The organism is Oerskovia sp. PE-21s (genome assembly GCF_056158145.1).
Map to the genome: position 1 here is coordinate 115,684 of NZ_JBUXJM010000007.1, position 21,170 is coordinate 136,853.

22 protein-coding genes are annotated in these 21,170 nt (G+C 73.2%); 11 read left to right on the forward strand and 11 right to left on the reverse strand.

Annotated features, from left to right (window positions below; genetic code table 11):
• Positions 1-42 precede the first annotated feature (42 nt).
• Entirely contained in the window at positions 43-888 is an 846-nt protein-coding gene (locus ACZDYF_RS14385; RefSeq protein ID WP_475058294.1) for an alpha/beta hydrolase, read from the reverse strand.
• 219 nt (positions 889-1,107) lie between these two features.
• Here ACZDYF_RS14385 and ACZDYF_RS14390 point away from each other — a divergent pair, with 219 nt between their 5' ends.
• Positions 1,108-2,058, forward strand: a complete 951-nt coding sequence (locus ACZDYF_RS14390) for a hypothetical protein (RefSeq protein WP_475058301.1) — start codon at positions 1,108-1,110, stop codon at positions 2,056-2,058.
• Positions 2,055-2,462 (forward strand): GntR family transcriptional regulator, encoded by a 408-nt coding sequence (locus ACZDYF_RS14395; RefSeq protein ID WP_475058306.1) that lies wholly within the window; start codon positions 2,055-2,057, stop codon positions 2,460-2,462. Before ACZDYF_RS14390 ends, ACZDYF_RS14395 begins: the two co-directional genes overlap by 4 nt.
• Before the next feature lie 53 nt (positions 2,463-2,515).
• On the opposite strand, the gene ACZDYF_RS14400 is transcribed toward ACZDYF_RS14395, so the two are convergent.
• Positions 2,516-2,857 carry a YciI family protein gene (locus tag ACZDYF_RS14400; RefSeq protein ID WP_364078662.1) on the reverse strand — a complete coding sequence of 114 codons (342 nt, stop codon included), beginning with the start codon at positions 2,855-2,857 and terminating at the stop codon, positions 2,516-2,518.
• 181 nt (positions 2,858-3,038) lie between these two features.
• A complete protein-coding gene (locus ACZDYF_RS14405) occupies positions 3,039-3,605 on the reverse strand; it encodes a flavodoxin domain-containing protein (protein ID WP_204809979.1) in 567 nt (188 codons plus the stop codon).
• Between the two features lie 463 nt (positions 3,606-4,068).
• Here ACZDYF_RS14405 and ACZDYF_RS14410 point away from each other — a divergent pair, with 463 nt between their 5' ends.
• Together ACZDYF_RS14410 and ACZDYF_RS14415 are read left to right on the forward strand one after the other, a co-directional pair.
• Positions 4,069-4,827, forward strand: a complete 759-nt coding sequence (locus tag ACZDYF_RS14410; RefSeq protein WP_475058317.1) for a lytic polysaccharide monooxygenase — start codon at positions 4,069-4,071, stop codon at positions 4,825-4,827.
• Positions 4,828-5,113: 286 nt separating this feature from the next.
• Positions 5,114-5,860 carry a lytic polysaccharide monooxygenase gene (locus tag ACZDYF_RS14415; RefSeq protein WP_475058322.1) on the forward strand — a complete coding sequence of 249 codons (747 nt, stop codon included), beginning with the start codon at positions 5,114-5,116 and terminating at the stop codon, positions 5,858-5,860.
• A 218-nt stretch (positions 5,861-6,078) separates the two neighbouring features.
• Here the strand turns inward: ACZDYF_RS14415 and ACZDYF_RS14420 are convergent, their stop codons facing one another.
• Complete coding sequence (locus tag ACZDYF_RS14420) at positions 6,079-6,447, reverse strand: RNA-binding S4 domain-containing protein (protein WP_475058329.1); 369 nt, start codon at positions 6,445-6,447, stop codon at positions 6,079-6,081.
• Between the two features lie 229 nt (positions 6,448-6,676).
• Here ACZDYF_RS14420 and ACZDYF_RS14425 point away from each other — a divergent pair, with 229 nt between their 5' ends.
• The 5 genes from ACZDYF_RS14425 to pgi all read left to right on the forward strand — a co-directional run bounded on the left by ACZDYF_RS14425 (position 6,677) and on the right by pgi (position 12,581).
• Positions 6,677-6,943 carry a GlsB/YeaQ/YmgE family stress response membrane protein gene (locus tag ACZDYF_RS14425; RefSeq protein ID WP_475058333.1) on the forward strand — a complete coding sequence of 89 codons (267 nt, stop codon included), beginning with the start codon at positions 6,677-6,679 and terminating at the stop codon, positions 6,941-6,943.
• Between the two features lie 118 nt (positions 6,944-7,061).
• Positions 7,062-8,195 (forward strand): N-acetyltransferase, encoded by a 1,134-nt coding sequence (locus ACZDYF_RS14430; protein ID WP_475058338.1) that lies wholly within the window; start codon positions 7,062-7,064, stop codon positions 8,193-8,195.
• Positions 8,192-9,361 carry a GNAT family N-acetyltransferase gene (locus ACZDYF_RS14435; RefSeq protein WP_475058341.1) on the forward strand — a complete coding sequence of 390 codons (1,170 nt, stop codon included), beginning with the start codon at positions 8,192-8,194 and terminating at the stop codon, positions 9,359-9,361. The genes ACZDYF_RS14430 and ACZDYF_RS14435 overlap by 4 nt, the downstream gene beginning before the upstream one ends.
• A 67-nt stretch (positions 9,362-9,428) precedes the next feature.
• On the forward strand, positions 9,429-10,661 hold the full coding sequence (locus ACZDYF_RS14440; RefSeq protein ID WP_475058348.1) for a GNAT family N-acetyltransferase: 1,233 nt from the start codon (positions 9,429-9,431) through the stop codon (positions 10,659-10,661).
• Positions 10,662-10,874: 213 nt separating this feature from the next.
• Entirely contained in the window at positions 10,875-12,581 is a 1,707-nt protein-coding gene (gene pgi, locus ACZDYF_RS14445; protein WP_475058351.1) for a glucose-6-phosphate isomerase, read from the forward strand.
• A 99-nt stretch (positions 12,582-12,680) separates the two neighbouring features.
• Here the strand turns inward: pgi and ACZDYF_RS14450 are convergent, their stop codons facing one another.
• From ACZDYF_RS14450 to ACZDYF_RS14460, 3 genes are all read right to left on the reverse strand, one after another.
• Positions 12,681-13,172 carry a hypothetical protein gene (locus ACZDYF_RS14450; RefSeq protein WP_475058356.1) on the reverse strand — a complete coding sequence of 164 codons (492 nt, stop codon included), beginning with the start codon at positions 13,170-13,172 and terminating at the stop codon, positions 12,681-12,683.
• A gap of 285 nt (positions 13,173-13,457) precedes the next feature.
• A complete protein-coding gene (locus ACZDYF_RS14455; RefSeq protein ID WP_191790268.1) occupies positions 13,458-14,078 on the reverse strand; it encodes a dihydrofolate reductase family protein in 621 nt (206 codons plus the stop codon).
• A gap of 169 nt (positions 14,079-14,247) precedes the next feature.
• Positions 14,248-14,718 carry a DUF6069 family protein gene (locus ACZDYF_RS14460; RefSeq protein ID WP_225226873.1) on the reverse strand — a complete coding sequence of 157 codons (471 nt, stop codon included), beginning with the start codon at positions 14,716-14,718 and terminating at the stop codon, positions 14,248-14,250.
• A gap of 188 nt (positions 14,719-14,906) precedes the next feature.
• Between ACZDYF_RS14460 and ACZDYF_RS14465 the strand changes: the two genes are divergently transcribed.
• Both ACZDYF_RS14465 and ACZDYF_RS14470 read left to right on the forward strand, forming a co-directional pair.
• Entirely contained in the window at positions 14,907-16,103 is a 1,197-nt protein-coding gene (locus tag ACZDYF_RS14465; protein WP_475058370.1) for a sensor histidine kinase, read from the forward strand.
• A complete protein-coding gene (locus tag ACZDYF_RS14470) occupies positions 16,100-16,753 on the forward strand; it encodes a response regulator (protein WP_475058375.1) in 654 nt (217 codons plus the stop codon). Before ACZDYF_RS14465 ends, ACZDYF_RS14470 begins: the two co-directional genes overlap by 4 nt.
• A 6-nt stretch (positions 16,754-16,759) precedes the next feature.
• Here the strand turns inward: ACZDYF_RS14470 and ACZDYF_RS14475 are convergent, their stop codons facing one another.
• Genes ACZDYF_RS14475 through ACZDYF_RS14490 form a run of 4 tightly spaced genes read right to left on the reverse strand, consistent with a single transcriptional unit; the run spans position 16,760 to position 21,120 of the window.
• Entirely contained in the window at positions 16,760-17,086 is a 327-nt protein-coding gene (locus ACZDYF_RS14475; protein ID WP_191790265.1) for a DUF4235 domain-containing protein, read from the reverse strand.
• A 49-nt stretch (positions 17,087-17,135) separates the two neighbouring features.
• Positions 17,136-18,314 (reverse strand): ABC transporter ATP-binding protein, encoded by a 1,179-nt coding sequence (locus ACZDYF_RS14480; protein WP_475058388.1) that lies wholly within the window; start codon positions 18,312-18,314, stop codon positions 17,136-17,138.
• Complete coding sequence (locus tag ACZDYF_RS14485) at positions 18,314-20,026, reverse strand: ABC transporter permease (RefSeq protein WP_475058848.1); 1,713 nt, start codon at positions 20,024-20,026, stop codon at positions 18,314-18,316. The genes ACZDYF_RS14480 and ACZDYF_RS14485 overlap by 1 nt, the downstream gene beginning before the upstream one ends.
• A gap of 2 nt (positions 20,027-20,028) precedes the next feature.
• The gene (locus tag ACZDYF_RS14490) at positions 20,029-21,120 is read right to left on the reverse strand and encodes a thiamine ABC transporter substrate-binding protein (protein WP_475058391.1); all 1,092 of its coding nucleotides are present in this window, start codon (positions 21,118-21,120) and stop codon (positions 20,029-20,031) included.
• Between the last annotated feature and the right edge of the window lie 50 nt (positions 21,121-21,170).

Genomic DNA, 21,170 nt, shown 5'->3' on the forward strand with positions numbered 1-21,170 from the left:
GCGACCGGGGGACCGGGCGACCGGGCGACCGGGCGACCGGGCTCAGGCAGGCTCCCCCGCTCCCTGGGGCGCCCGGGCGTGGGCGAGCGCCCAGTCGAGCGCGGCGTCGGCCACGGCCTCCCAGCCCGGCTCGGCGCACGTCCAGTGCGACCGTCCCTCGAGATCGAGGACCTCCGTCACCGCGGGCGACCGGTGGTACTTGTGCGCGTTCGAGCGGTTCACCGAGGGCGGCATGATGTGGTCCTCCCCGCCTGTGACGAACAGGAGCGGCGCCCGGTCCGCGTCGTAGTCGACCCAGGTCTCCTGCTTGCCCGGCTTGAAGTTGGCGATGAGCCCGTAGGCCCACACCCAGCTCCCGGGCGCCGGGATGTGGTACCGGTCGTAGACCTCGCGGGACTCCTCCGCCGTGAGCGTGTTGGTGAACGCGTAGTGGAACTGTTCCGGTGTGAAGCCCGCGGCGCGGTGCGCCTTGGCGGGGTTGTTGAGGATGGGGAAGAGCGACTTGATCTGCGAGGGCGGGTTGACCCGCACGCCCTCGGTCGGGGCCGCGTCGATCGCGACCGCCGACGCCCCCAGGCCGCGGGCGAGCAGTAGCTGGGTCAGGGTGCCGCCGAACGAGTGGCCCATGATGATCGGCGGCCGGTCGAGACCCTCGATGATGCCCGCGAGGTGGTCGACCGTCTCCGGGACCGTGAGGCCCGCGATCACCTCGGGGTTCTCACGCAGCGCCTCGACCTCGATCTCGAAGCCCGGATAGCCGGGCGTGAGCACCTTCAAGCCCTTCGCCTCGTAGTACGGGACCCAGTGCTCCCAGGAGCGCGGCGTCATCCACAACCCGTGGACGAGGACCACGGTGTCGGGGGCGGTCGGCGGGGCGGTGTCGCTCATGGTGGTCTCTCCCGTGGTCGTCGAGGTCGTCCTCCCACGATCCTCGACGGGTCGCGGGCGTCGCATCACCCGTCGCGGGTAGTCCCGGGCGGGGGGGTCGGGCTGCGCTCGGCGGAGTCCTCGGCGCGGCGCCCGGGCGCCCCGGGTGGACGCCCGGGTGGACAACGCCGGCCCAATGAGTCAATACTCTGATTCATTGATCCATTCGGAGGAGCCCACATGACCGGTCTGTCGCTCGTCGCCCTCGCCGTGCTCGGCGCCCTTGCCGCCGCGGCCCTGACGACGGCCAACGCGGTCCGGTCCCGGCGCCATCCCCGGCGCACCGTGCTCGACGCCGCGCTCCGGCACGAGCGGACCACGTCCGTCGTCGCGGGCGTCGTCGCCCTGTCCCTGATCGCGTACGTGATCTCCCCCGCCGGGCTCCCGAACCTCACGAGCGTCACGACCACCCCTGGCCTGCTCGTGGCCCTCTCGCCGTTCATCGCGGTCGTCATGGTCCTCGTCGTCCGCGCGATCGGCGAGCTCGCCTGGCCCCGCCCCCAGGGGACGGTCCGCACAGCCCCGCTCACCCGGCGGACCGTACGCGGCCTCGGCGAGTGGCGGCTACCCCTCTTCCTCGCGACGGCGGCGCTCACGGCCGTCGCCCTCGTCGTCTTCGGGGTCACCGCGGGCGAGGGCGGGGGCACGGTGGACGCACCGCTCCTCGTGACGGTCGACGGATGGATCACCGGCACGTCCGGCCCGTACCCGGGCTGGCCGTACGCCGGGCCCCTCCTCGTCCTCCTGGCAGTCGTCACCCTCGGGCTGCTCGGAGTGCTGCACCTCATCGCGCGCCGCGGCGCCGTCGGCGGCGCCACGGCGCACGAGGACGACTCGCTGCGCCGGCTCAGCGCCGCCCACGTCCTGGCCGGCACCCAGCTCCTCGTCGGCCTGGGATCGGCCGCCGTCATGCTCACCGCTGCCCTCGCCCTGTTCGGGGCCGACCGGACCGGAGCCTCCGTCCTCGCGTTCGCCGTCGGGTCCGCGATCGGCATCACGTCGGTCGTCGTGGGGCTCTCGGTGCTCGCCCGACAGGCCCTCCCCGCCCCGCCCGGCGCCTCCACCTCGTCGACATGGCCCGCGCAGCCCGTGACGCCCGTGACGCCCGTGACGCCTGAGCCCCAGGCATGAAGACGCTCACGGTGGACCTGGACTCGCCCGTCCCCGTCTACGAGCAGATCAGGACCCAGGTCGCGGCACTCGTCTCGCTGGGCTCGCTCAACCCCGGCGACAGGCTGCCTTCGTCGCGCGCCCTCGCACGTGACCTGGGCGTCGCGGTGGGCACGGTCCAGCGCGCCTACCGTGAGCTCGAGGCGTCGGGCGCGGTCTCGTCACGGCCACGCACCGGGACCGTCGTCGCGGCCCCCGCCCACCGACGGTCGTCGGTCGCGGACCAGCAGTCGTTCGCCGACCTCGCCACGCGGATGGTCGGCCGCGGCCGCGAGCTCGGGCTGGACGACTCCGCGATCCTCGACGTCGTCGCGGGCCTCCTGCAGCAACCGGTCGGCGCGCCGGCGACACCCGTGCAGCGCTGACCGGACGGCCGACGCCGCCCCCGGCTCGCCCGGACGCACGTCGGGCGACCCCGTCAGCTGGCGGGGTCGTACTGGAACGCACGCACCTCCTGCGGGCACCGGCAGGCGACCGCGATCTTCGCGGCCCACTCCAACGCCTCGTCGCGCGTCGGCACCTCGAGGACCGTGTAGCCGCCCTCGATCTGCCTCGTCTGCGGGTAGGTGCCCTCGGTCACCGTGCCGTCCCCGTCGACCAGGACGGGCGGGACGCTCTCGTCGATCCCTCCGCCGAACACCCAGACGCCCGCCTTCTTCGCCTCCTCCACGACCGCGTGGGACGCGTCCGCGACCACGTGCAGGCCCTCCGCGGGGACGTCCATGGCGCCGCTCGGGAACGAGATCAGGTACTTCGTCATCGCGCCGTCTCCTTCTGCCGGGTTCCAGGAGACCATCCTCGCCGACGTGGGGGCCCCGGGCACGACGATGCCGCGCTCCCGTGGTGGGAGCGCGGCATCGTCGGACGGCGGAGGGGACCACCGCGGCTGAGCCCGTCTTCCCCGTCCGTGCTCAGCCGCGGACGATCGTCCGCACACCGTCTCAGACGGCGACCGGAACCTGCGCGCGCAACGCCGCGGCGATCTTCTCGCCCCAGACGTACGCCTCCTCGAGGTGGCCGTCGACCAGGGGCCCGGCCGCGTCCTCGACCAGGAACGAGCGGAGCGGCACGAGCATCTCGTAGCCCTTGCGCGTGACGATGCGCGCGGCCGCGCGGGACGCGGACGAGGGGATGGCACGACCGAGGGAGGTGCGCGTGTCGAACGTCGTGACCCAGCGGGGCCCGTGCTCGTCCGAGCGGTCCCGGAGGGCGACGCACCACTCGCGCAGTCCGACGTTGCGGGCGGGCACCGTCCCGCCCGAGCGCTGGACGGCCTCGGCGCGCGTGCCGGGGCGGCTCATCGACATGGAGTGCGTGGGTCCACCGGCGACGACGAGCGCGACGTCGTCCAGGATCGACGGGTCGGCGACCGCGTCGGCGACGTCCACGACCTTCACCGGGACGCCCGTCGCCATGCCGGCGGCGATCTGCCGGGCGACCTTCTCACAGTTCCCGAACATCGACTCGAAGACGACGGCAGCAGTCAGGTTCGTTTCGTGGTTCGACATGCTCCCAGGCTCCCCGGGACGGGCTCTCGCGGACCACGGGCGACGGTCCCTGCGCGGTGGGACTTTCGTCCCCCGACGCGGGTCCCGACCTCCCCGGCGCTCCGGACGGACAGTCGTCTGCGCTCGGACGAACGTTCGACGAGCACGAAGGCTGCCTCGCGTGTTATGGGGCGATCTGTCCACATAGGGGTTCTCCACACGATTCAAGGCGACCCTCCTCTCACGCGCTTCTCATCTGCCCGACGGCGGCGCTCACCAGGCGCGCCAGGACGCCAGTTCCCGGGCACCACCCGGGTGTCTACGTGTTTACCCTTACGCCGCGTCGCTGTTTGAAGACTCAACGACCTCTGGCTTAGCGTCGCAGCGTTCTGGTCGAGGTGGACCCGGGGCCTTGTGTCTCGCCGTCCACCACAACGAAAGCGAGATGCAGATGAGACGACTACGTGCGGCAATGATCGCCGCCGTGCTCGGCGCCACCGCCATTGTTGCCCCCGTGGTGCTGGCCCCCGCCGCCTCCGCGCACGGCTGGGTCACCTCCCCGCCGAGCCGTCAGGACAACTGCGCCACCGGCGCGACGTCCTTCGACTGCGGCAGCATCAAGTTCGAGCCGCAGAGCGTCGAGGCCGCGAAGGGCTCGATGCAGTGTTCGGGTGGCAGCGGCTACGCCATCCTCGACGACAACAGCAAGCCCTGGCCGCGCACCACGGTGGCCTCCTCCGTGAAGTTCCAGTGGAAGCTCACGGCCAACCACGCCACGACGACGTGGGAGTACTTCGTCGACGGCAAGCTCCACCAGACCTTCAGCTCGGGCGGCGCCCAGCCCGCGAAGGACATCTCCCACACGCTGACCAACCTGCCTGCCGGTGACCACACGGTCCTCGCGCGCTGGAACGTCGCCGACACCCCGATGGCCTTCTACAACTGCGTCGACCTCACCGTGACCGGTGGCGGCACGACCGGCGGCACCACGGGCGGCACGACCGGCGGCACCACCGGTGGCACCACCGGTGGCACGACGGGCGGCACGACGGGCGGCACGACCGGTGGCACGACGGGCACGCCCCAGTGCGCCGCCGGCCCCTGGGACGCGGCCGTCGCCTACACGGGTGGCGCCAAGGTCTCGCTCAACGGCCAGCTCTTCGAGGCCAAGTGGTGGACCAAGGGCGAAAAGCCCGACGTCGCCGCGCAGTGGGGCCCCTGGAAGAGCCTCGGCGCCTGCTGAGGACTGCACGACGCATGATGCGTGATGCGTGATGCGTGACGCATGATGCGTCGCCGGTGACGCCGGGTCAGGAATTCCTGACCCGGCGTCACTTTTTGCTTTTCCGGCCCGATGGAAATTTCCGCGGCTACGTAGGACCCCCTACGTGCTTCACCGGATTGTGCGGTGCGTTTTCATTGCATAGCGTCGAAGTTGTCCGATTCGACATGTGTAGGTCGCCCGGCAATGGGGCCCTACCGACTGCCATGGAGAGCGAGAAGAAAAGATGAGACGACTACGCGCGGCAATGATTGCCGCCGTCCTCGGCGTGGCCGCGATCGCGGCCCCTGTCGTGATGGCCCCGGCCGCTTCGGCCCACGGCTGGATCACGTCACCACCAAGCCGGCAGGACAACTGTGCGACCGGCGCCACGTCCTTCGACTGCGGCGGCGTGAAGTACGAGCCGCAGTCCGTCGAGGCACCCAAGGGCTCGATGCAGTGTTCGGGCGGCAGCGGGTTCTCGATCCTCGACGACAACAGCAAGCCGTGGCCGCGCAAGAGCGTGGGCAGCTCGGTGACGTTCCAGTGGAAGCTCACGGCCGCGCACAACACGAGCACGTGGGAGTACTTCGTCGACGGCAAGCTGCACCAGACGTTCAGCCAGGGCGGCGCCCAGCCCCCGAGCAACATCTCGCACACGCTCACCAACCTGCCCTCGGGCAACCACACGATCCTCGCCCGGTGGAACGTGTCCAACACCGTCAACGCGTTCTACAACTGCGTCGACCTCACGGTCAACGGAGGCGGCACCACGGGCGGCACGACCGGCGGGACGACCGGCGGCACCACAGGTGGCACCACGGGTGGCACGACCGGCGGGACGACCGGGACGGGCGTCTGCACGGCTCCCGCCTGGGCGGCCGGCTCGGTCTACACGGGCGGTGCCCGCGTCTCGTACAACAACAAGACCTACGAGGCCAAGTGGTGGAACACCGGGGAGAACCCCGGCACGAGCGGCCAGTGGGGCGTCTGGAAGGACCTCGGCGCCTGCTGACGTGAGCACCGAACCGGCGGCCCGCGGGAGAAGGGGCTGACCGGCACCGCACCAGAACCGCGCCCGGGCCCCCTGGACCACCAGGAGGCCCGGGCGTCGTGCTGCCCGCCCCGGTCGCACGCCTCCGGGCGAGACGGGTGGTCCGGCCCGAGACGGGTGCCCGCGCCGGCGTCCGGGAGACCCGTGTCGGACCGAGGCACCCGTCTCACCGCAACGGGTCAGACGGGTGGCAGCTCGCGGCCCCGCAGCTTGTCGATCTCGCGCCGCTCCCGCTTGGTCGGTCGCCCTGCGCCGCGGTCGCGCACGGGGACGAACGGCACGGCCTCGCGCGGCAGCACGGGCGGGCTGTGGTCGACGTACGCCTTCGCGGCCTCGGGCGCCCCGACCCGCTTGGCGAGCAGTTCGACGACCTCGACGACACGTTCGCGCTCGCCCCCGCGGTAGGTCACGGTGCTCCCGACCCGCACGGTCCCGGACGGCTTGACGCGCACCCCGTCGACCTTCACGTGACCGGCACGGCACGCGGCCGTCGCGACCGAACGGCTCTTGGTCAGACGGACCGCCCAGAGCCAGCTGTCGACCCGCATGCTCACTTCCCTTCCCGACGTCGGACCACCCCAGCGTAGGCGGCGCACGTCGCGCGACGGTCCGGTGGGCCCGAGCCCCGCACGGGGCGCCGCCACGCTTGCGCGGATCGTCCCCTATCGGGGTGCGTGCCCGGCCTGTCCGTGCCACGGTGGAACCGACTGGCGACGTCGCCGGTCCGGCCCGACCACCTCGTCGGCCGGCGAGCTCGTTCGACGAACGGAGTGGACCATGTGGATTCTGTCGTGGATCGTGATCGGACTCATCATGGGCGCCATCGCCCGCGCCATCATGCCGGGCAGGGCAGCGGGCGGGTGGGTCGTGACCCTGATCGTCGGTGTCGTCGGCGCGTTCGTCGGCGGATTCATCGGCCGGGCGTTCGGCTCGGACCCCAACCAGGAGTTCTGGTCGTTCTCGACCTGGTTCTGGGCGTTCATCGGCTCGCTCGTCGTCCTGCTGATCTGGGGCCTCATCGCGGGTCGCAGGTCGAAGGCCTGACACGGGCTGCGCCGTCGGGCGTCCTGAGGAGGCGCGGCCCGGGTGACCGGGCCGCGCCTCCCCCGACGACCTCGGAAAACCCGTGGACCGCTCGCGCCTCGCGCGAGACGCTGAGGGCATGAGCCATCCCACCGAGTCGACGACGACCTGGCGCATCGCCCGGGCCCCGCACCCCGCGGACCTCGACTCCCCCGACGCGTGGGCGTACCACGGCGTGGCCGAGATCGAGGCCGAGGTCATGATCGAGGCCCACGGCTACGACGACCTCGCGAACGAGGCCCGCGACGTCCTGGCCGGGATGGACAACCAGCAGTACGCCACCATGCAGCGCTTCGTCGCGATCCGTGCGGACGCACCCGAGACACCCCGGCCGCAGGACGTGCTGGGCCACCTGTTCGTCCTCATGATGACGAGCAGCAACGAACACCTGGGCGAGCTGTACGTGCAGGTGCGCCCGGCGGCCCGCCGCCAGGGACTGGGCACGGTCCTGTGGGACCTGGGCGAACGCCTCCTGCTCGACGCCGGGCGTACCGTCCTGTTCACCGACACCCAGCACGGCACCGAGCCGCAGCCCGGCCCCGACGCCCTCGTGGCCCGGACCGGCGCGGGCCGCGTCCCGGCGAACGACCCCGGACCGCGCTTCGTACGGAGCAAGGGGTACGCCCTGGAGCAGGTCGAGCGGCACTCGATCCTGCCGCTGCCCGTCGACCCCGCGCTGCTGGACCGGCTGCGCGCGCAGGCCGAGGCCGCCTCGGGACCGGACTACCGCACCCTCGTCTGGGAGGACGACGTGCCGCAGGAGTGGCGCGAGCAGGTCGGGACGCTGTTCACGCGCATGAGCACCGACGCCCCGAACGGGGACATCGACTTCCGTGAGGACCCGTGGGACGCGCGACGCGTGGGCGTCTGGGCCGACGAGCTCCTGGGCAAGGGCGACGGCCTGCTCATGGCGGTCGCCGAGCACGTCCCGTCGGGCACGCTCGCCGCGTTCTCCGTGTTCGCCTACCCCAAGGACCACCCGTCCTTCGCGTTCCAGGAGGACACGCTGGTCCTGCGCGAGCACCGCGGCCACCGGCTCGGGATGCTCGTCAAGGTCCGGAACCTCGACGAGCTCACCGCCCGACGCCCCACGACCGAGCGCATCCACACCTGGAACGCCGAGGAGAACGACCACATGCTCGCGATCAACGTCGCCCTGGGCTTCGCGCCCGCGGGCGCGTACGCCGGCTGGCAGAAGCGGGTGCGCGCGTGAGCGGCTCGTCGCAGGCCGCGGCTCCGGCATCCTTCTCCGGCCCGACGGCGTGGCGCGTCCTGCGTGCGCCCGTCCCGGACTCGCTCGACGCGCCCGAGGCGTGGGCCGTGCACGGCACCGTGCGCGTGGGCGACGTGATCGACCGGGAGATCCACGGGCACGCCGACCTCGGTCTCGACGCGGCGACCGTCCTCGTCACGATGACGGCCCAGCAGGAGTACAAGCGCACCGTCCGGCTCGTCGCGGTGGCCGACGAGGCCTCGTCCACAGGCGGGCCGGCCCCGGTGGCGGGCGACGTCGTCGGGCGCGGGCTCGTCGGCCTTCCCCAGAAGGGGAACACGCACGTCGCGATCGTGTACGTCGGAGTCGACCCCGCGCACCGCGGCCAGGGGGTCGGGGCGGCGCTCTGGGACGAGTGCCTGCGCATCGCGCGCGACGCCGGGCGCACCGTGCTCCTGGCCGACTCCGCGCACGCCCCCGAGCCCCCTCCCGGCCCCGGTGCGCTCGACTCGCCGACCGGCAGCGGGCGCGTGCCTCTCGACGACCCGGGCACGCGCTTCGCGCTCTCGCGCGGCTTCGCGCTCGAACAGGTCATGCGGCAGTCGACGATCAGGCTGCCTCCCCGAGCCGACGTCGTGGACCCGTTGCGCGACACAGCCCTGGCGTCCGCGGGCGACGACTACCGCGTGCACCTCTGGCAGGACACCGTCCCCGAGGAGTGGATCGACGACTTCGCGGTCCTCGAGACCCGCATGAGCACCGACGCCCCCAGCGGCGGGCTCGACCTCGAGGAGGACCCGTGGGACGCCGACCGGGTACGCGTCGCCTCGCAGTCGTTCGCCGACCGCGGGCAGGGATACCTCGTCGCGGTGGCCGAGCACGTCCCGTCGGGGCGGCTCGCCGCGTTCTCGATGGTGTCCTACCCGCACGACCGCCCCGAGGTCGTCATCCAGGAGGACACCCTGGTCCTGCGCGAGCACCGCGGCCACCGGCTCGGGATGCTCGTCAAGATCTCCGTGCTCGACGAGCTGGCCCGCGTACGCCCCTCGTCGCGACGCATCCACACCTGGAACGCGCAGGAGAACCGGCACATGCTCGCGATCAACGAGGCCCTCGGGTTCGAGGTCGCGAGCGTCACCGCGGAGTGGCAGCTGCGGCTGGTGTGACGGTGCCCGCCGGGGAGGCACGCAAAATGCGTGGCGTACCCTGGCGACGCCCCGCCAGGGTGGACGCATGACGAGCACCGACACCGCTGTTGGCCACGAGAACCCCTGGACGGCGAGCCCGACCCCGCCACCCGCCCCACCGACCACGACGTGGCGCGCGGTCGACGCACCGCCCGTCCCGCCTGCACTGGACCACCCCGACGTCTGGGCCGTGCGGGCCTACACCGACATCGAGCACGACGTGCAGCTCGCGACCTGGGGCTGGACCGACTGGTGGGCGCCGCTGCCCGTGATGCTCGGCGTCCTCCAGCACCAGGAGTACCAGCGCAAGGTCCTGGTCCTCGCGCTGCCCGAGGCTGCGGCCCCGGGGACGGGCGACGGCGAGGCGGCGGCCACCGCCGACCGCGAGGCCGCGCACGGCCCGCAGGACGTCGGCGGCGCTGCGATCGTGTGGCTCGCGACCGACGCCAACACCCACCTCGCGTACGTCACGCTCATGGTCCGCCCCGCGCTCGAAGGCCGCGGCATCGGCGAGACGCTGCTGGCCCGCGCCGAGGAGATCGCGCGCGCCGACGGGCGCACCACGGTCATCGTGCCGAGCAACCACTCCCCCGAGCCCCCGCCCGGCCCCGGCGCGCTCGACGCCCCCACGGGTGCAGGCCGTGTGCCCGAGGACTCCCGGGGAGCGCGCTTCGCCCTGGGGCACGGCTACGTGCTCGAACAGGTCGAGCGCGCCTCCGTGCTGAGACTGCCGGTCGCCCCCGAGCGACTCGACACCCTGGAGCGTGAGGCGACGCGGCTCGCGGGCGACGACTACCGCCTGCACACCTGGTGGGACGAGGTGCCGGCCGCATGGCAGGACCAGGTCGCGATCTTGTGGACCCGCATGAGCACCGACGTGCCCTCCGCAGACCTGGACGTCGAGGAGAGCCCGTGGGACGCGGCCCGTGTCCGCTCCTACCTCGCCGACATGGCCGGGCGCCACCAGCACGTGCTCGTCACGGTCGCCGAGCACGTGCCCACCGGGACGCTCACCGCGTTCTCGGTGCTCCAGATCCCCGTGTCGGACGTCCCGTTCGCCTTCCAGGAGGACACGCTCGTGCTGCGCGAGCACCGCGGCCACCGCCTCGGGACGCTCGTCAAGGTCGCCAACCTGCGCGCCTATGCCGAGCGACGTCCCGGCGAGCGCCGCATCAACACCTGGAACGCCCAGGAGAACGAGCACATGCTCGCAATCAACGTCGCGCTCGGCTTCGAGCCCGTCGGGGTCGCGGCCGTGTGGCAGAAGAAGCTCGCCTGACCCGCTCCTCGGCGGCCACGCCGCGCCGGGACGTGCACGCCCGACGGACGCTCCGGCGTCGGGCGTGCACGGTTGTCCGGCAGCGCACCTCACAACCGCTCGCACCGTGAGCCACCAGGACAACCCTGCAGGTCGCGGCCTACGGTGGTCGGGTCCGGCCAAGACCCCGCGACACCCCACGACCCCCACCGACCAGGGAGCAGCGAGACCATCGTGAGCACTGCGAGCACACCGCCGATCGACGCCACCACCACTCCCGCCTGGGCCGACCTCACGGCCCACCAGGCCGCGCTGTCCCCCGACCTGCGCACCTGGTTCGCCCAGGACCCGGGCCGCGCCGACCGCCTCACGTTCGACGCCGCCGACCTCCACGTCGACCTGTCGAAGAACCTCGTGACCGACGAGACGCTCGAGCTGCTCGTGCGCCTCGCGGACGACGTCGACCTGGTCGGGCGCCGCGACGCCATGTTCCGCGGCGACCACATCAACGTGACCGAGGACCGCGCCGTGCTGCACACCGCGCTGCGCCGCCCGTCCGGGGCGACCCCGGAGCTGGTCGTCGACGGCCAGGACGTGGACCACGACGTGCACGCCGAGCTCGCCAAGGTCTACGCGTTCGCCGACAAGGTGCGCTCGGGCGAGTGGACGGGCGTCACGGGCGAGCGCGTGCGCACGGTCGTGAACATCGGCATCGGCGGGTCCGACCTGGGCCCTGTCATGGCCTACGAGGCCCTGCTGCCCTACAAGGCCGAGGACCTCGACGTCCGGTTCGTGTCCAACATCGACCCGACCGACGTCGCCGAGAAGACCGCGGGCCTCGACCCGCGCACCACGCTGTTCATCGTCGCGTCCAAGACGTTCGGGACGCTCGAGACCCTGACCAACGCGCGCCTCGCACGCGACTGGCTCTGGACCGAGCTCACGGCCGTCGGGGCCCTCACCGCGGACGCGGACGACGCAGCCCGCGCCGAGGCCGTCGGCAAGCACTTCGTCGCGGTCTCCACGGCCCTCGACAAGGTCGCGGCGTTCGGGATCGACCCCGCCAACGCGTTCGGCTTCTGGGACTGGGTCGGCGGGCGCTACTCGGTCGACTCCGCGATCGGCACGTCGCTCGCGATCGCGATCGGCCCGGCCCGCTTCGAGGAGTTCCTCGCCGGCTTCCACGCGATCGACGAGCACTTCCGCACCGCGCCCCTCGCGCAGAACGTGCCCGCGCTCATGGGACTGCTCAACGTGTGGAACGTCAACTTCCTCGGCGCGCACACCCACGCCGTGCTGCCCTACGCGCAGTACCTGCACCGCTTCCCCGCGTACCTGCAGCAGCTCACCATGGAGTCCAACGGCAAGTCCGTGCACTGGGACGGCTCGCCCGTCACGACCGACACCGGCGAGGTCTTCTGGGGCGAGCCCGGCACCAACGGGCAGCACGCGTTCTACCAGCTCATCCACCAGGGCACGCGCCTGATCCCCGCGGACTTCATCGCCGTGGCGAACCCGGCGCACCCGCTGGTGGACTCCTCGGCGGGCGGGGTCGACGTGCACTCGCTGTTCCTCGCGAACTTCTTCGCGCAGACCAAGGCCCTCGCGTTCGGCAAGACGGCCGACGAGGTCCGCGCCGAGGGCACGGCCGAGGACCTCGTGAGCGCCCGCGTGTTCTCGGGCAACCGCCCGACGACGTCGATCCTCGCACCCGCGCTCACGCCCTCGGTCCTGGGCCAGCTCATCGCGCTCTACGAGCACATCACGTTCGTCCAGGGCGTCGTGTGGGGCATCGACTCGTTCGACCAGTGGGGCGTCGAGCTCGGCAAGAAGCTCGCGAACGAGATCGCCCCGGCCGTCGCCGGCGACGCGGCGGCGCTCGCCGAGCAGGACCCGTCGACGCAGGCGCTCATCGGCTGGTACCTGGAACAGCGGAGCTGACGACTGGCTCGTCTCCTGGCTGTCGAGAACGGGGTTGAGGTCGTCCTGCTGTCCCGGACGACCTCAACCCCGTTCTCGCCGGGGGGCATGGGGCAGGGGCTAGTGGGCCGCTACCGCCGCGAGGGCCTGCTCGACCGTCGCGACCTCCTCGGGGGCGCCCGTGATCCCGTCCTTCATGACGAGAACGGACGAGAAGACCCCGTCACGGCACGACTGGCCCGTGAGCGCCTGCGGGTCCTCGAGCGAGGGCACGATGTTGACCGTCTCGGTCCGGCCCGGCTCGCCGCCCGCGATCTCGATCGTCGTCGAGAAGATCTCGCACGCCTGCACCGCGTCGAGCTTCTCGCCCGTCCCGACGAGCGCGGACGCCTCGCGGATCTTGCGGGTGTTCTCCGCGTCGTCGACGAGACCGGTGGCCTCGAGCTGCTGGAGCATCTCTGGCAGCTGCTGTGCCCAGTCCGCGGCCGGGATGCGCGAGACCTGGACCGTGGCGCCCGCCGGGTCGCCCCAGACGCAGGCGGGGAACTCGACGCTGCCGGCGACCGTCGTCTCGAACGGGCCGTCGAGGGACTGACCGGCCAGCGCGGTCACCTGGTCGGCACCGATCAGGTCGCACGCCCCCGACGCCGACGGGGTCTCCGAGGCAGCTGCGGGGGCGGGAGCGTCGGTCGCTGGGCCGTCTCCACCGGCGTCCGTGGGTGACGCGCACCCTGTCAGAAGGGTCGCACCGAGCACACCGGGCAGGACAACAGTGAGGACATGCCTCCGCAACGAGTTCACCGGTCAAATCCAACCATATGGTCGGTAGGTGTCCGGCCGAGACGCGGCCGACGCGGCCCACGCGTCAGCGGCGCCACGAACCGGGCGGGCGGGCGGTCAGCCCTCCGCACCGCCCGGCACCTTGTCCTTCACGTCCTCGTAGTCCTCGCTGCCCGGCAGGGCGCTCGGGCCGTAGACCAGGTGCACGACCCCCGTGGGGAAGACCTCGGAGCGCAGCAGGTGCAGGGGGTAGATCGGCTCCCCCTCGTCGAAGAGACGCTCGCCCTTGCGCGCGGCGACGGGGTGGACCAGCAGGCTCAGCTCGTCGACGAGCCCGGCGGCGAGGAGCTGGCGGACCACCGAGAGCGACCCCGCGACGAGGACCTTCGCGATGCCGGGGGTCTCCTTGAGCGTCGTCACGGACTCGACCAGGTCCCCGTCGATCCGCTCGACGTTGCGCCAGCCGAGGTCCGCGTCGCCCCGGGTCGCGACGATCTTGCGCACGTCCCCGAGCCGCTTCGCGAACACGGCGTCCTCCTCGCCGGCCTCCTCGCGTCCTGGCCACGCGCCCGCGAAGCTGTCGTAGGTGACGCGCCCCAGGAGCAGGGTGTCGACACCCGTGTAGTCCTCGTCGACTGCCGCTCCCATGTGCTCGTCGAAGTAGGGGAAGTGCCAGGCCGGGTCGATCTCGGCCACGCCGTCGAGCGAGATGAACAGGGTCGAGACGAGCTTGGCCATGATGGGTCCCTTCGGGAGTCTGCCGGTACGACGGTTGGACCAGGACCGGGCCGCGAACTCATCGGTCCCTGGTCCCACCGTGGCACGCGCGAGGGCTCGCGGCGCGCGCAGGTGCGCGGGCGCCGTCGGGCCCTCCGGCGGGCGGCTCAGGGCCGCCGTCCCCGCGCGCTCAGCGTCTCAGCCCCAGCGCGACCACGGCCCCGACCGTGACGTGGAGCGCGAGGAGGAGCAGCGTCGCGGACGTGCTCGTCGCGCCCAGGGGGCCGAGCAGGGACACCAGGAGCACGACGGCGCAGGTCACCGTCCAGGCCCGCTCGCCCGGCGTGCGCCCCGCCCTCGGCGCCCGACCGGTCCTGCGCAGCAGCGACCGGACACCCCACCCGGCGAAGCCGACGACCAGAGAGGTCACGACCACCGCGGCCGGCCCGACCTCCATGCCGCCGCCAGCGTCTCCCACGACGGCCTCGACGCCCGCCGCCGTCCCCACCGCCCAGACGAGCACCGCGGCGACCGCCGCGAGCAGCGGCACGCACCACGCGGGCAGCCGCCGCGTCGGCCTGCCCACGGTGCTCGTGCCCGCGCTGGTCGTCCCCGTGCTTCTCGTGCCTGTGCGCGTCGTCCGTGTGCCGTTCGCGTCCATGACTCCTCCTTCTGCCGCCAGAGCTCCCTGCGGAGCCTGCGCCGACCGGGTGGCCGGCGTTCCCCACCGTGCCCCGCGCACCGGTCCCGCCGGACCCTCCCGACGGCTGTCAGCGGCCCGACCGACGGCCCCCTCCCCCCTCCGAAAGTCGGTGGTGGCCCGGCGACGGGCGTCCCTACGCTGGCCGCATGAACAGCTCTCCGACCGAGGAATGCTCGCCTCCGCCCGCCCCCTCACGGGCCGTGCTGGCATGGGTCGTGCTCGCCGTGGGCGCGCTCACCGCACTGATGCTGTGGGGGGTCCTGCCGCAGGAGTCCGGCTCGCGCGTGGTGCTCGACCTCGGGGTCGCCCTGGTCGCCGTGGCCCTCGCCCCGCTCCTGTGGTGGTCGCCGCGGGGAGCGCGGACGCCGCGCGTCACGGCGGTGCTCGCCGGGCCGGTCGGACCCGCCCTCGTGCTGGCCGCGCTCGCCGCCCTGTCTCCCGCAGCGACCCCGGCGTCGACCGTGGCGACGCTCGAGGTCGCCCGCCGCCGACCGCTGCGGGTCGCGGTGCTCGTCGCCGCAGCAGGGTTCGCGGGGCACGCGGTCCAGGCCCTGTGGCGCCCGGTGGGCCTCCCGCTCGGCTGGTGGTTGCTGTGCGACGCGGCCGTGCACGCCGCGCTCGTCGGCTGGGGTGCTTTCGCCCAGGCCCGCGCCCAGGTCGTCGCCGACCTCCGGGAGCGGGCACGGCGGGCCGAGCGCGAGCAGGAGCTCCGTGTGCGGGAGGCCCGGGCCGCCGAGCGTGCGCGCATCGCCCGCGAGATGCACGACACCCTCGCCCACCGGCTCTCCCTGCTCGCGACCGTCGCGGGCGCGCTCGAGTTCCGGCCGGACACGCCGCCCGCAGAGGTCGCTCGCGCCGCAGGCCTGGTCCGTGAGGGCGTGAGCGCGGCGCTCGAGGAGCTCCGGGAGGTCGTGGGCGTGCTGCGCGCCGAGCCCGACGCCCTGCGCCCTGCCTCCGGCCTGGCCGACGTCCCGCGGCTCGTGGAGGAGTCCCGCGTCGCGGGCGTCGACGTCGACTGGGAGCAGCACGGCGACCCCGCCGGGGTCCCGGCCACCGTGCAGGCCGCGGCCTTCCGCGCCGTGCAGGAAGGACTGACCAACGCCCGCCGCCACGCGCCCGGCAGCCCGGTCCGCGTCGCGGTCGTGGTGGTCCCGGGCGAGGTCCGGGTCGACGTGTCCGACGACGGTCCCTCCCCCGGGAACGTCCCCTCGCGTCAGGGAACGGGGACGGGGCTCGTGGGCCTCCGTGAACGGGCAGGGTTGCTGCGCGGCGAGGTCCTCGCCGGTCCGGCCACCGGCGGTGCCGGGTTCCGGCTCACGGTGTCGCTACCGTGGGACGCATGACCGACCCCGTGAGGATCGCCATCGTCGACGACGACGCCCTGGTGCGGTCCGGCCTGCGCATGATGCTGCACGGCACCCACGGCATCGAGGTCGTCGGGGAGGCCGCCGACGGTGCGGAGGTCCCCGGCCTCCTCGACGCCCACCCGCTCGACGTGGTCCTCATGGACCTGCGGATGCCACGGGTCGACGGGATCACCGCGACGGCCCGGGTGCGCGCACGGACCGACCCGCCCGCCGTCGTCGTGCTCACGACGTTCGACACCGAGGACGAGGTGCTCGGCGCGCTCCGCGCGGGGGCCGTCGGCTATCTCCTGAAGGACATGCCCCCGGCCCGGATCGCCGCAGCCGTCCTGGCGGCCGCTGCCGGGGAACCGGTGCTCTCGCCCGACGTCGCGCGACGCCTCATGGCGTCGGCCGCCTCGGTCGGCGAGGCGCGGGCGCGAGCTGCGGAGTCGCTCGACCGCCTGACGGGACGCGAGCGCGAGGTCGCGCTCGCCGTCGGGCGCGGCGCGAGCAACGCGGACATCGGGCGCGAGCTCTACCTCAGCCTCCCGACCGTCAAGGCCCACGTGTCGAGCGTCCTGGACAAGCTGGGCCTGGAGAACAGGACGCAGCTCGCGGTGCTGGTCAGGGACGCGGGACCCGTGTGAAGCCGCTCAGTCGCCCGGCCACTCCCCCGTCCACTTCTGGAAGACCCGCGCCCCGCCGCGGTCGATGAGCGCCTTGACCCCGGAGAACACCGCTCCCTGGATGAGGGACGCGACGAGGATCTCGCGCAGCGGGTACTCGGACTGCAGCGGCGTGGGGGCGTCCTTGCGGTGGCCCGGGGAGACGCGCTTGTAGACCTGCTTGAACACCTGGCCGGCGATCAGCCCGCCGATGATCGAGCTCGCCAGCCCGAACGGCCGGTACAGGATCTTCGCGGCCTTGCCGCCGTGCTCCTCGGTGCGGTCGGACACGTGGTCGCTCGTGGTCTTCGTCATCGTTCGACGCTAACGCGGGAGCCGGTCGGTCGCAGGGCGGGTGCCGCCTCTACCCCGGGACCACCGCGCAGCCCGCACGGTCGAGCTGGACCCGGACCCGCTCCCCCGGTGCAGGCGCGAACGGGGGGTGCGCGGCGGCGTCGGGCGTGGTCGTCGTGGCACCGCCGGGCGGCGAGCCGAGCGCGACGACGCGCTGGGTCCCCGCACCGAGGTCCACGTCGACCGTGACCTCCGTGCGCCCGCGACGGAAGGTGCTGCGCACGACCGTCCCGGCCCACCCCTCCGAGCTGTCAGAACCACCCCTCGCCCGTTCTGGCGCACCGGCGGGAGAAGGAGTCGCGAGCACGAGCCCCGTCGGCCCGATCGCCAGCAGCGCGCCGCCGCCCGCCGGGCCACCCGCCGTCGCCCGCACGAAGGCCTGGTACCCCAGGAACTCCGCGACCCGCCGCGACGCGGGCGCGCGCCACAGGTCCTCGGGTGCGGCGACCTGGAGCAGCCGTCCGGCGTCCATGACGGCGACGCGGTCGGCCACGGTGAAGGCCTCGTCGTGGTCGTGCGTGACGAACAGCGCGGTGGTCCCGGTCGCGACGAGCGCGGCGCGCAGGTCGCCCGCGAGCCGGTCGCGCAGCCCGCGGTCGAGCGCGGACAGCGGCTCGTCGAGCAGCAGGAGCTGCGGCTCCGGGGCGAGCGCGCGGGCGAGCGCGACGCGCTGGCGCTCGCCGCCGCTGAGCGTCGCGACGGGTCGCTGCGCGTACCCCGCGAGGCCCACGAGGTCGAGCAGCTCGGCCACCCGTCCCGCCGCGGCGGGGCGCTTCACGCCTGCCATCCGCAGGCCGAACGCCACGTTCCCCGCGACGTCGCGGTGCGGGAAGAGCTGCCCCTCCTGGAACATGAGCCCGAACCCGCGCCGGTGCACGGGCACGCCCACGAGGTCGCGCCCGTCCCAGGACACGGACCCGGCGGCCACGGGTTCGAGCCCCGCGACGGCGCGTAGCAGGCTCGACTTGCCGCACCCGCTCGGGCCGAGCAGCGCGAGCACCTCGCCCGGGGCGAGGTCGAGGCTCACGCCGCGCACGGCCGTCGTCCCGGGCCCCTTGCCGGACGCGGGGTCCGGGTAGTGCACGACGACGTCGCGCACCGCGAGCCCCCGGCCCGCCGAGACCTCGTGAGGGTCATGCGACGCCGTGGGACCACCGGTCGTTCGCTCCACCACCTGGGCTCCGTCCATCAGAACTCTCCTGCCGAGCGGTCGCCGCGCAGGCGCTCCGCCACCATCATCACTGTTGCCGTGAGGACCGCGAGCACGACGCTCGCGGCCAGTGCCATGCCGTAGTTCTCCGCGCCGGGCCTGCCGATGAGCCGGAAGATGACCACGGGGAGCGTCGCGGTGTCGGGCCGGGCGAGGAACGACGTCGCGCCGAACTCCCCGAGCGACACCGCGAACGCGAACCCGATCGCGAGGCCCAGCGACCGGGCGGCGATGGGACCGTCGACCGCGGCGAACACGCGGGCGGGCGACGCCCCGAGGGTCGCGGCGGCCTCGCGCAGGCGCGGGTCGATCGCACGCAGCACGGGCAGCACGGTCCGCACGACGAGCGGGATCGCGACGACCGCCTGGGCGATCGGGACGAGCAGCCCGGAGGTCCGCAGGTCCACGTCGAGGCCGAGCGGCTTGTCGAGCGTGATGAGGAAGCCGAACCCGACCGTCACGGCCGAGACCCCGAGCGGGAGCATGAAGACCGAGTCGAGCGCGCTGATCGCCCGCCGCCCCGTTCGCGAGCGGGGGCGCCGGGAGACGACGAGAGCCACGAGCCCCCCGACCACGACCGCGATGAGCGTCGCGAGCGCCGCGGTGCGCAGCGAGTTCGCGGTCGCCTCCCACACGGTCACGGTCAGGGCGTTGCGACCGCCGGTCGTGCCGAGGTTCGCGTAGTTCGCGAGGCTCCACCCGGCAGGAGTCTGGAACGACCGGACGAGGAGGTTGACGAGCGGCAGCGCGATCAGGCCCAGCACGACGACGGCGGTCACCGCGAGCGGGGCGGCGTCGGCCCGCAGGCGCAGCGGCCGGGCAGCGGACGTCGCGGCGGACAGGTTGAGGGCGCGCTCGCGCCGGGAGCGGGTCCGGTTCGCGACGCTCAGCGCGACCACGACGACCACGAGCTGCACCACGGACAGCACGGCCGCGGTGCGCAGGTCGAGGAACTGGGTGGTCTGGATCCAGATCTCGGTCTCGATGGTCCCGTACTGGACGCCGCCCAGGACGAGCACGACGCCGAACGCCGTCGCGCAGAACAGGAACACGATCGACGCCGCGGACGCGATGGCCGGCGCCAGGGACGGCAGCGTCACGGACCGGAACGCACGCCAGGGCGAGGCGCCGAGGGCGCGGGCCGCCTCCTCGGCGCGCGGGTCGAGGTGCTCCCACAGCCCGCCGACCGTGCGGACCACGACCGAGTAGTTGAAGAACACGAGCGCCAGGACGATCGCCCCGAACGTGCCGTCGAGCCGCAGGAACCCGAGCAGCCCGCCCTCGACGAGCAGCGAGCGGAACGCGACGCCGACCACGACGGTCGGCAGCACGAACGGCACGGTCACGAAGGCCCGCAGGAACGTGCGCCCCCGGAACCTGCACCGGTACAGCACGTAGGCGCCGGGCACGCCGAGCAGCAGCGAGATCACGGTCCCGAGGATGCCCTGCCACAGCGTGAGCCCGATGATGCGCCAGGTCCGCGGCTCGGAGAACACCTCGGCGAAGCCGGAAAGGTCCAGCGAGGCACCCGAGGCGTCCTGGGTCACGAACCCGCGCGCGACCAGCGTCACGACGGGCCACGCGAAGAACACCCCGAGGAACAGCAGCGGCAGCCCGGCGGCGAGCCCCCACAGGAGGACCCGCCCGCCGCGCTGCACGACCGCGGGCACGCCGCGGCTCACGGGCATCATGCTCAGCCGATCACCGTCGACGTCCACGCCTTGATCCACTCGTCGCGGTGCGCCGTGATGTCGGCGGGAGCGACCTCGAACGGCGCCGGGGACAGCGGCGCGAACTCGGCCCACCCCTCGGGCAGAGCGACGTCCGCGTTCGCGGGGTACATGTACATGTTGTCCGCGATGTCGGCCTGGAACGCGTCGCTCACGAGGAAGTCGACGAGCTTCTTGGCGCCCTCGGGGTTCTCGGCGCCGGCGAGCACGCCCGCGTACTCGACCTGGCGGAAGCACGTGTCGAGCAGCGCGCCCGTGCTGGTCGAGGTGCCGTCCTCGGACACGGTGAACGCGGGCGACGTGGAATAGGACAGCGCGAGGGGGCGCGGGCCCTTGCCCTCGGAGCCCGAGAAGTCGACCGAATAGGCGTCGGACCAGCCGTCGACGACCTTGACGCCGTTGTCCTTGAGCTCGGCCCAGTAACCTTCCCAGCCGTCCTCTCCGTACGCGCCGACCGTCGCGAGCAGGAACGACAGCCCGGGCGACGACGTCGCGGGGTTGGTGACGACGAGCAGGTCCTTGTACTCGGGCTTGGTGAGGTCGTCGAGGGTCACGGGCTCCGCGAGGCCCTTGTCGGCGAACCAGGTGTGGTCGACGTTGACGCACACGTCGCCCAGGTCCACGGGTGTGAGCGCGCCGTCGCCGACCGCGTACTGCGCGGCCGAGCCGGCCAGGCCCGCGGGCGTGTAGGGCTCGAGCACGCCCTCGTCGATCGCGCGCGTCGCGAACGAGTTGTCGATGCCGAACACGACGTCGCCCAGCGGCGAGCCCTTGGTGAGCACGAGCTGGTTGACGAGCGCCCCGCCGTCGCCGGGGGCGACCTGCTCGACGGTCAGCCCGGACTCCTTCTCGAACGCGGCGAGGACGTCCTCGCTGACGTTGAACGAGTCGTGCGTGACGAGGGTGACGGTGCTGCTCGCGGCGCTCGACCCGCTCTCGCCCGATCCCGCGCCCGTGCTGCCAGCGCAGGCCGCGAGGGCCAGCGCGCCGATCCCGCCGACGAGCCCCAGGCCTAGCCTGCGGGGGGTGCTGCGGCGGATACTGATGGTGTTCACGTGTCCTCCTTGGACGTCACAGGAGGGGGACCTCGCGCACGGGAGGTCCC

Coding starts and splice junctions, on each gene's coding strand:
- ACZDYF_RS14430 (WP_475058338.1), top strand. CDS start 7,062: ATGAGCCATCCCACCGAGTCGACGACGACCTGGCGCATCGCCCGGGCC.
- ACZDYF_RS14420 (WP_475058329.1), bottom strand. CDS start 6,447: ATGCGGGTCGACAGCTGGCTCTGGGCGGTCCGTCTGACCAAGAGCCGT.
- ACZDYF_RS14485 (WP_475058848.1), bottom strand. CDS start 20,026: ATGATGCCCGTGAGCCGCGGCGTGCCCGCGGTCGTGCAGCGCGGCGGG.
- ACZDYF_RS14385 (WP_475058294.1), bottom strand. CDS start 888: ATGAGCGACACCGCCCCGCCGACCGCCCCCGACACCGTGGTCCTCGTC.
- ACZDYF_RS14475 (WP_191790265.1), bottom strand. CDS start 17,086: ATGACGAAGACCACGAGCGACCACGTGTCCGACCGCACCGAGGAGCAC.
- ACZDYF_RS14480 (WP_475058388.1), bottom strand. CDS start 18,314: ATGGACGGAGCCCAGGTGGTGGAGCGAACGACCGGTGGTCCCACGGCG.
- ACZDYF_RS14415 (WP_475058322.1), top strand. CDS start 5,114: ATGATTGCCGCCGTCCTCGGCGTGGCCGCGATCGCGGCCCCTGTCGTG.
- ACZDYF_RS14460 (WP_225226873.1), bottom strand. CDS start 14,718: ATGGACGCGAACGGCACACGGACGACGCGCACAGGCACGAGAAGCACG.
- ACZDYF_RS14440 (WP_475058348.1), top strand. CDS start 9,429: ATGACGAGCACCGACACCGCTGTTGGCCACGAGAACCCCTGGACGGCG.
- ACZDYF_RS14390 (WP_475058301.1), top strand. CDS start 1,108: ATGACCGGTCTGTCGCTCGTCGCCCTCGCCGTGCTCGGCGCCCTTGCC.
- ACZDYF_RS14465 (WP_475058370.1), top strand. CDS start 14,907: ATGAACAGCTCTCCGACCGAGGAATGCTCGCCTCCGCCCGCCCCCTCA.
- ACZDYF_RS14400 (WP_364078662.1), bottom strand. CDS start 2,857: ATGACGAAGTACCTGATCTCGTTCCCGAGCGGCGCCATGGACGTCCCC.
- ACZDYF_RS14455 (WP_191790268.1), bottom strand. CDS start 14,078: ATGGCCAAGCTCGTCTCGACCCTGTTCATCTCGCTCGACGGCGTGGCC.
- ACZDYF_RS14425 (WP_475058333.1), top strand. CDS start 6,677: ATGTGGATTCTGTCGTGGATCGTGATCGGACTCATCATGGGCGCCATC.
- ACZDYF_RS14395 (WP_475058306.1), top strand. CDS start 2,055: ATGAAGACGCTCACGGTGGACCTGGACTCGCCCGTCCCCGTCTACGAG.
- ACZDYF_RS14405 (WP_204809979.1), bottom strand. CDS start 3,605: ATGTCGAACCACGAAACGAACCTGACTGCTGCCGTCGTCTTCGAGTCG.
- ACZDYF_RS14470 (WP_475058375.1), top strand. CDS start 16,100: ATGACCGACCCCGTGAGGATCGCCATCGTCGACGACGACGCCCTGGTG.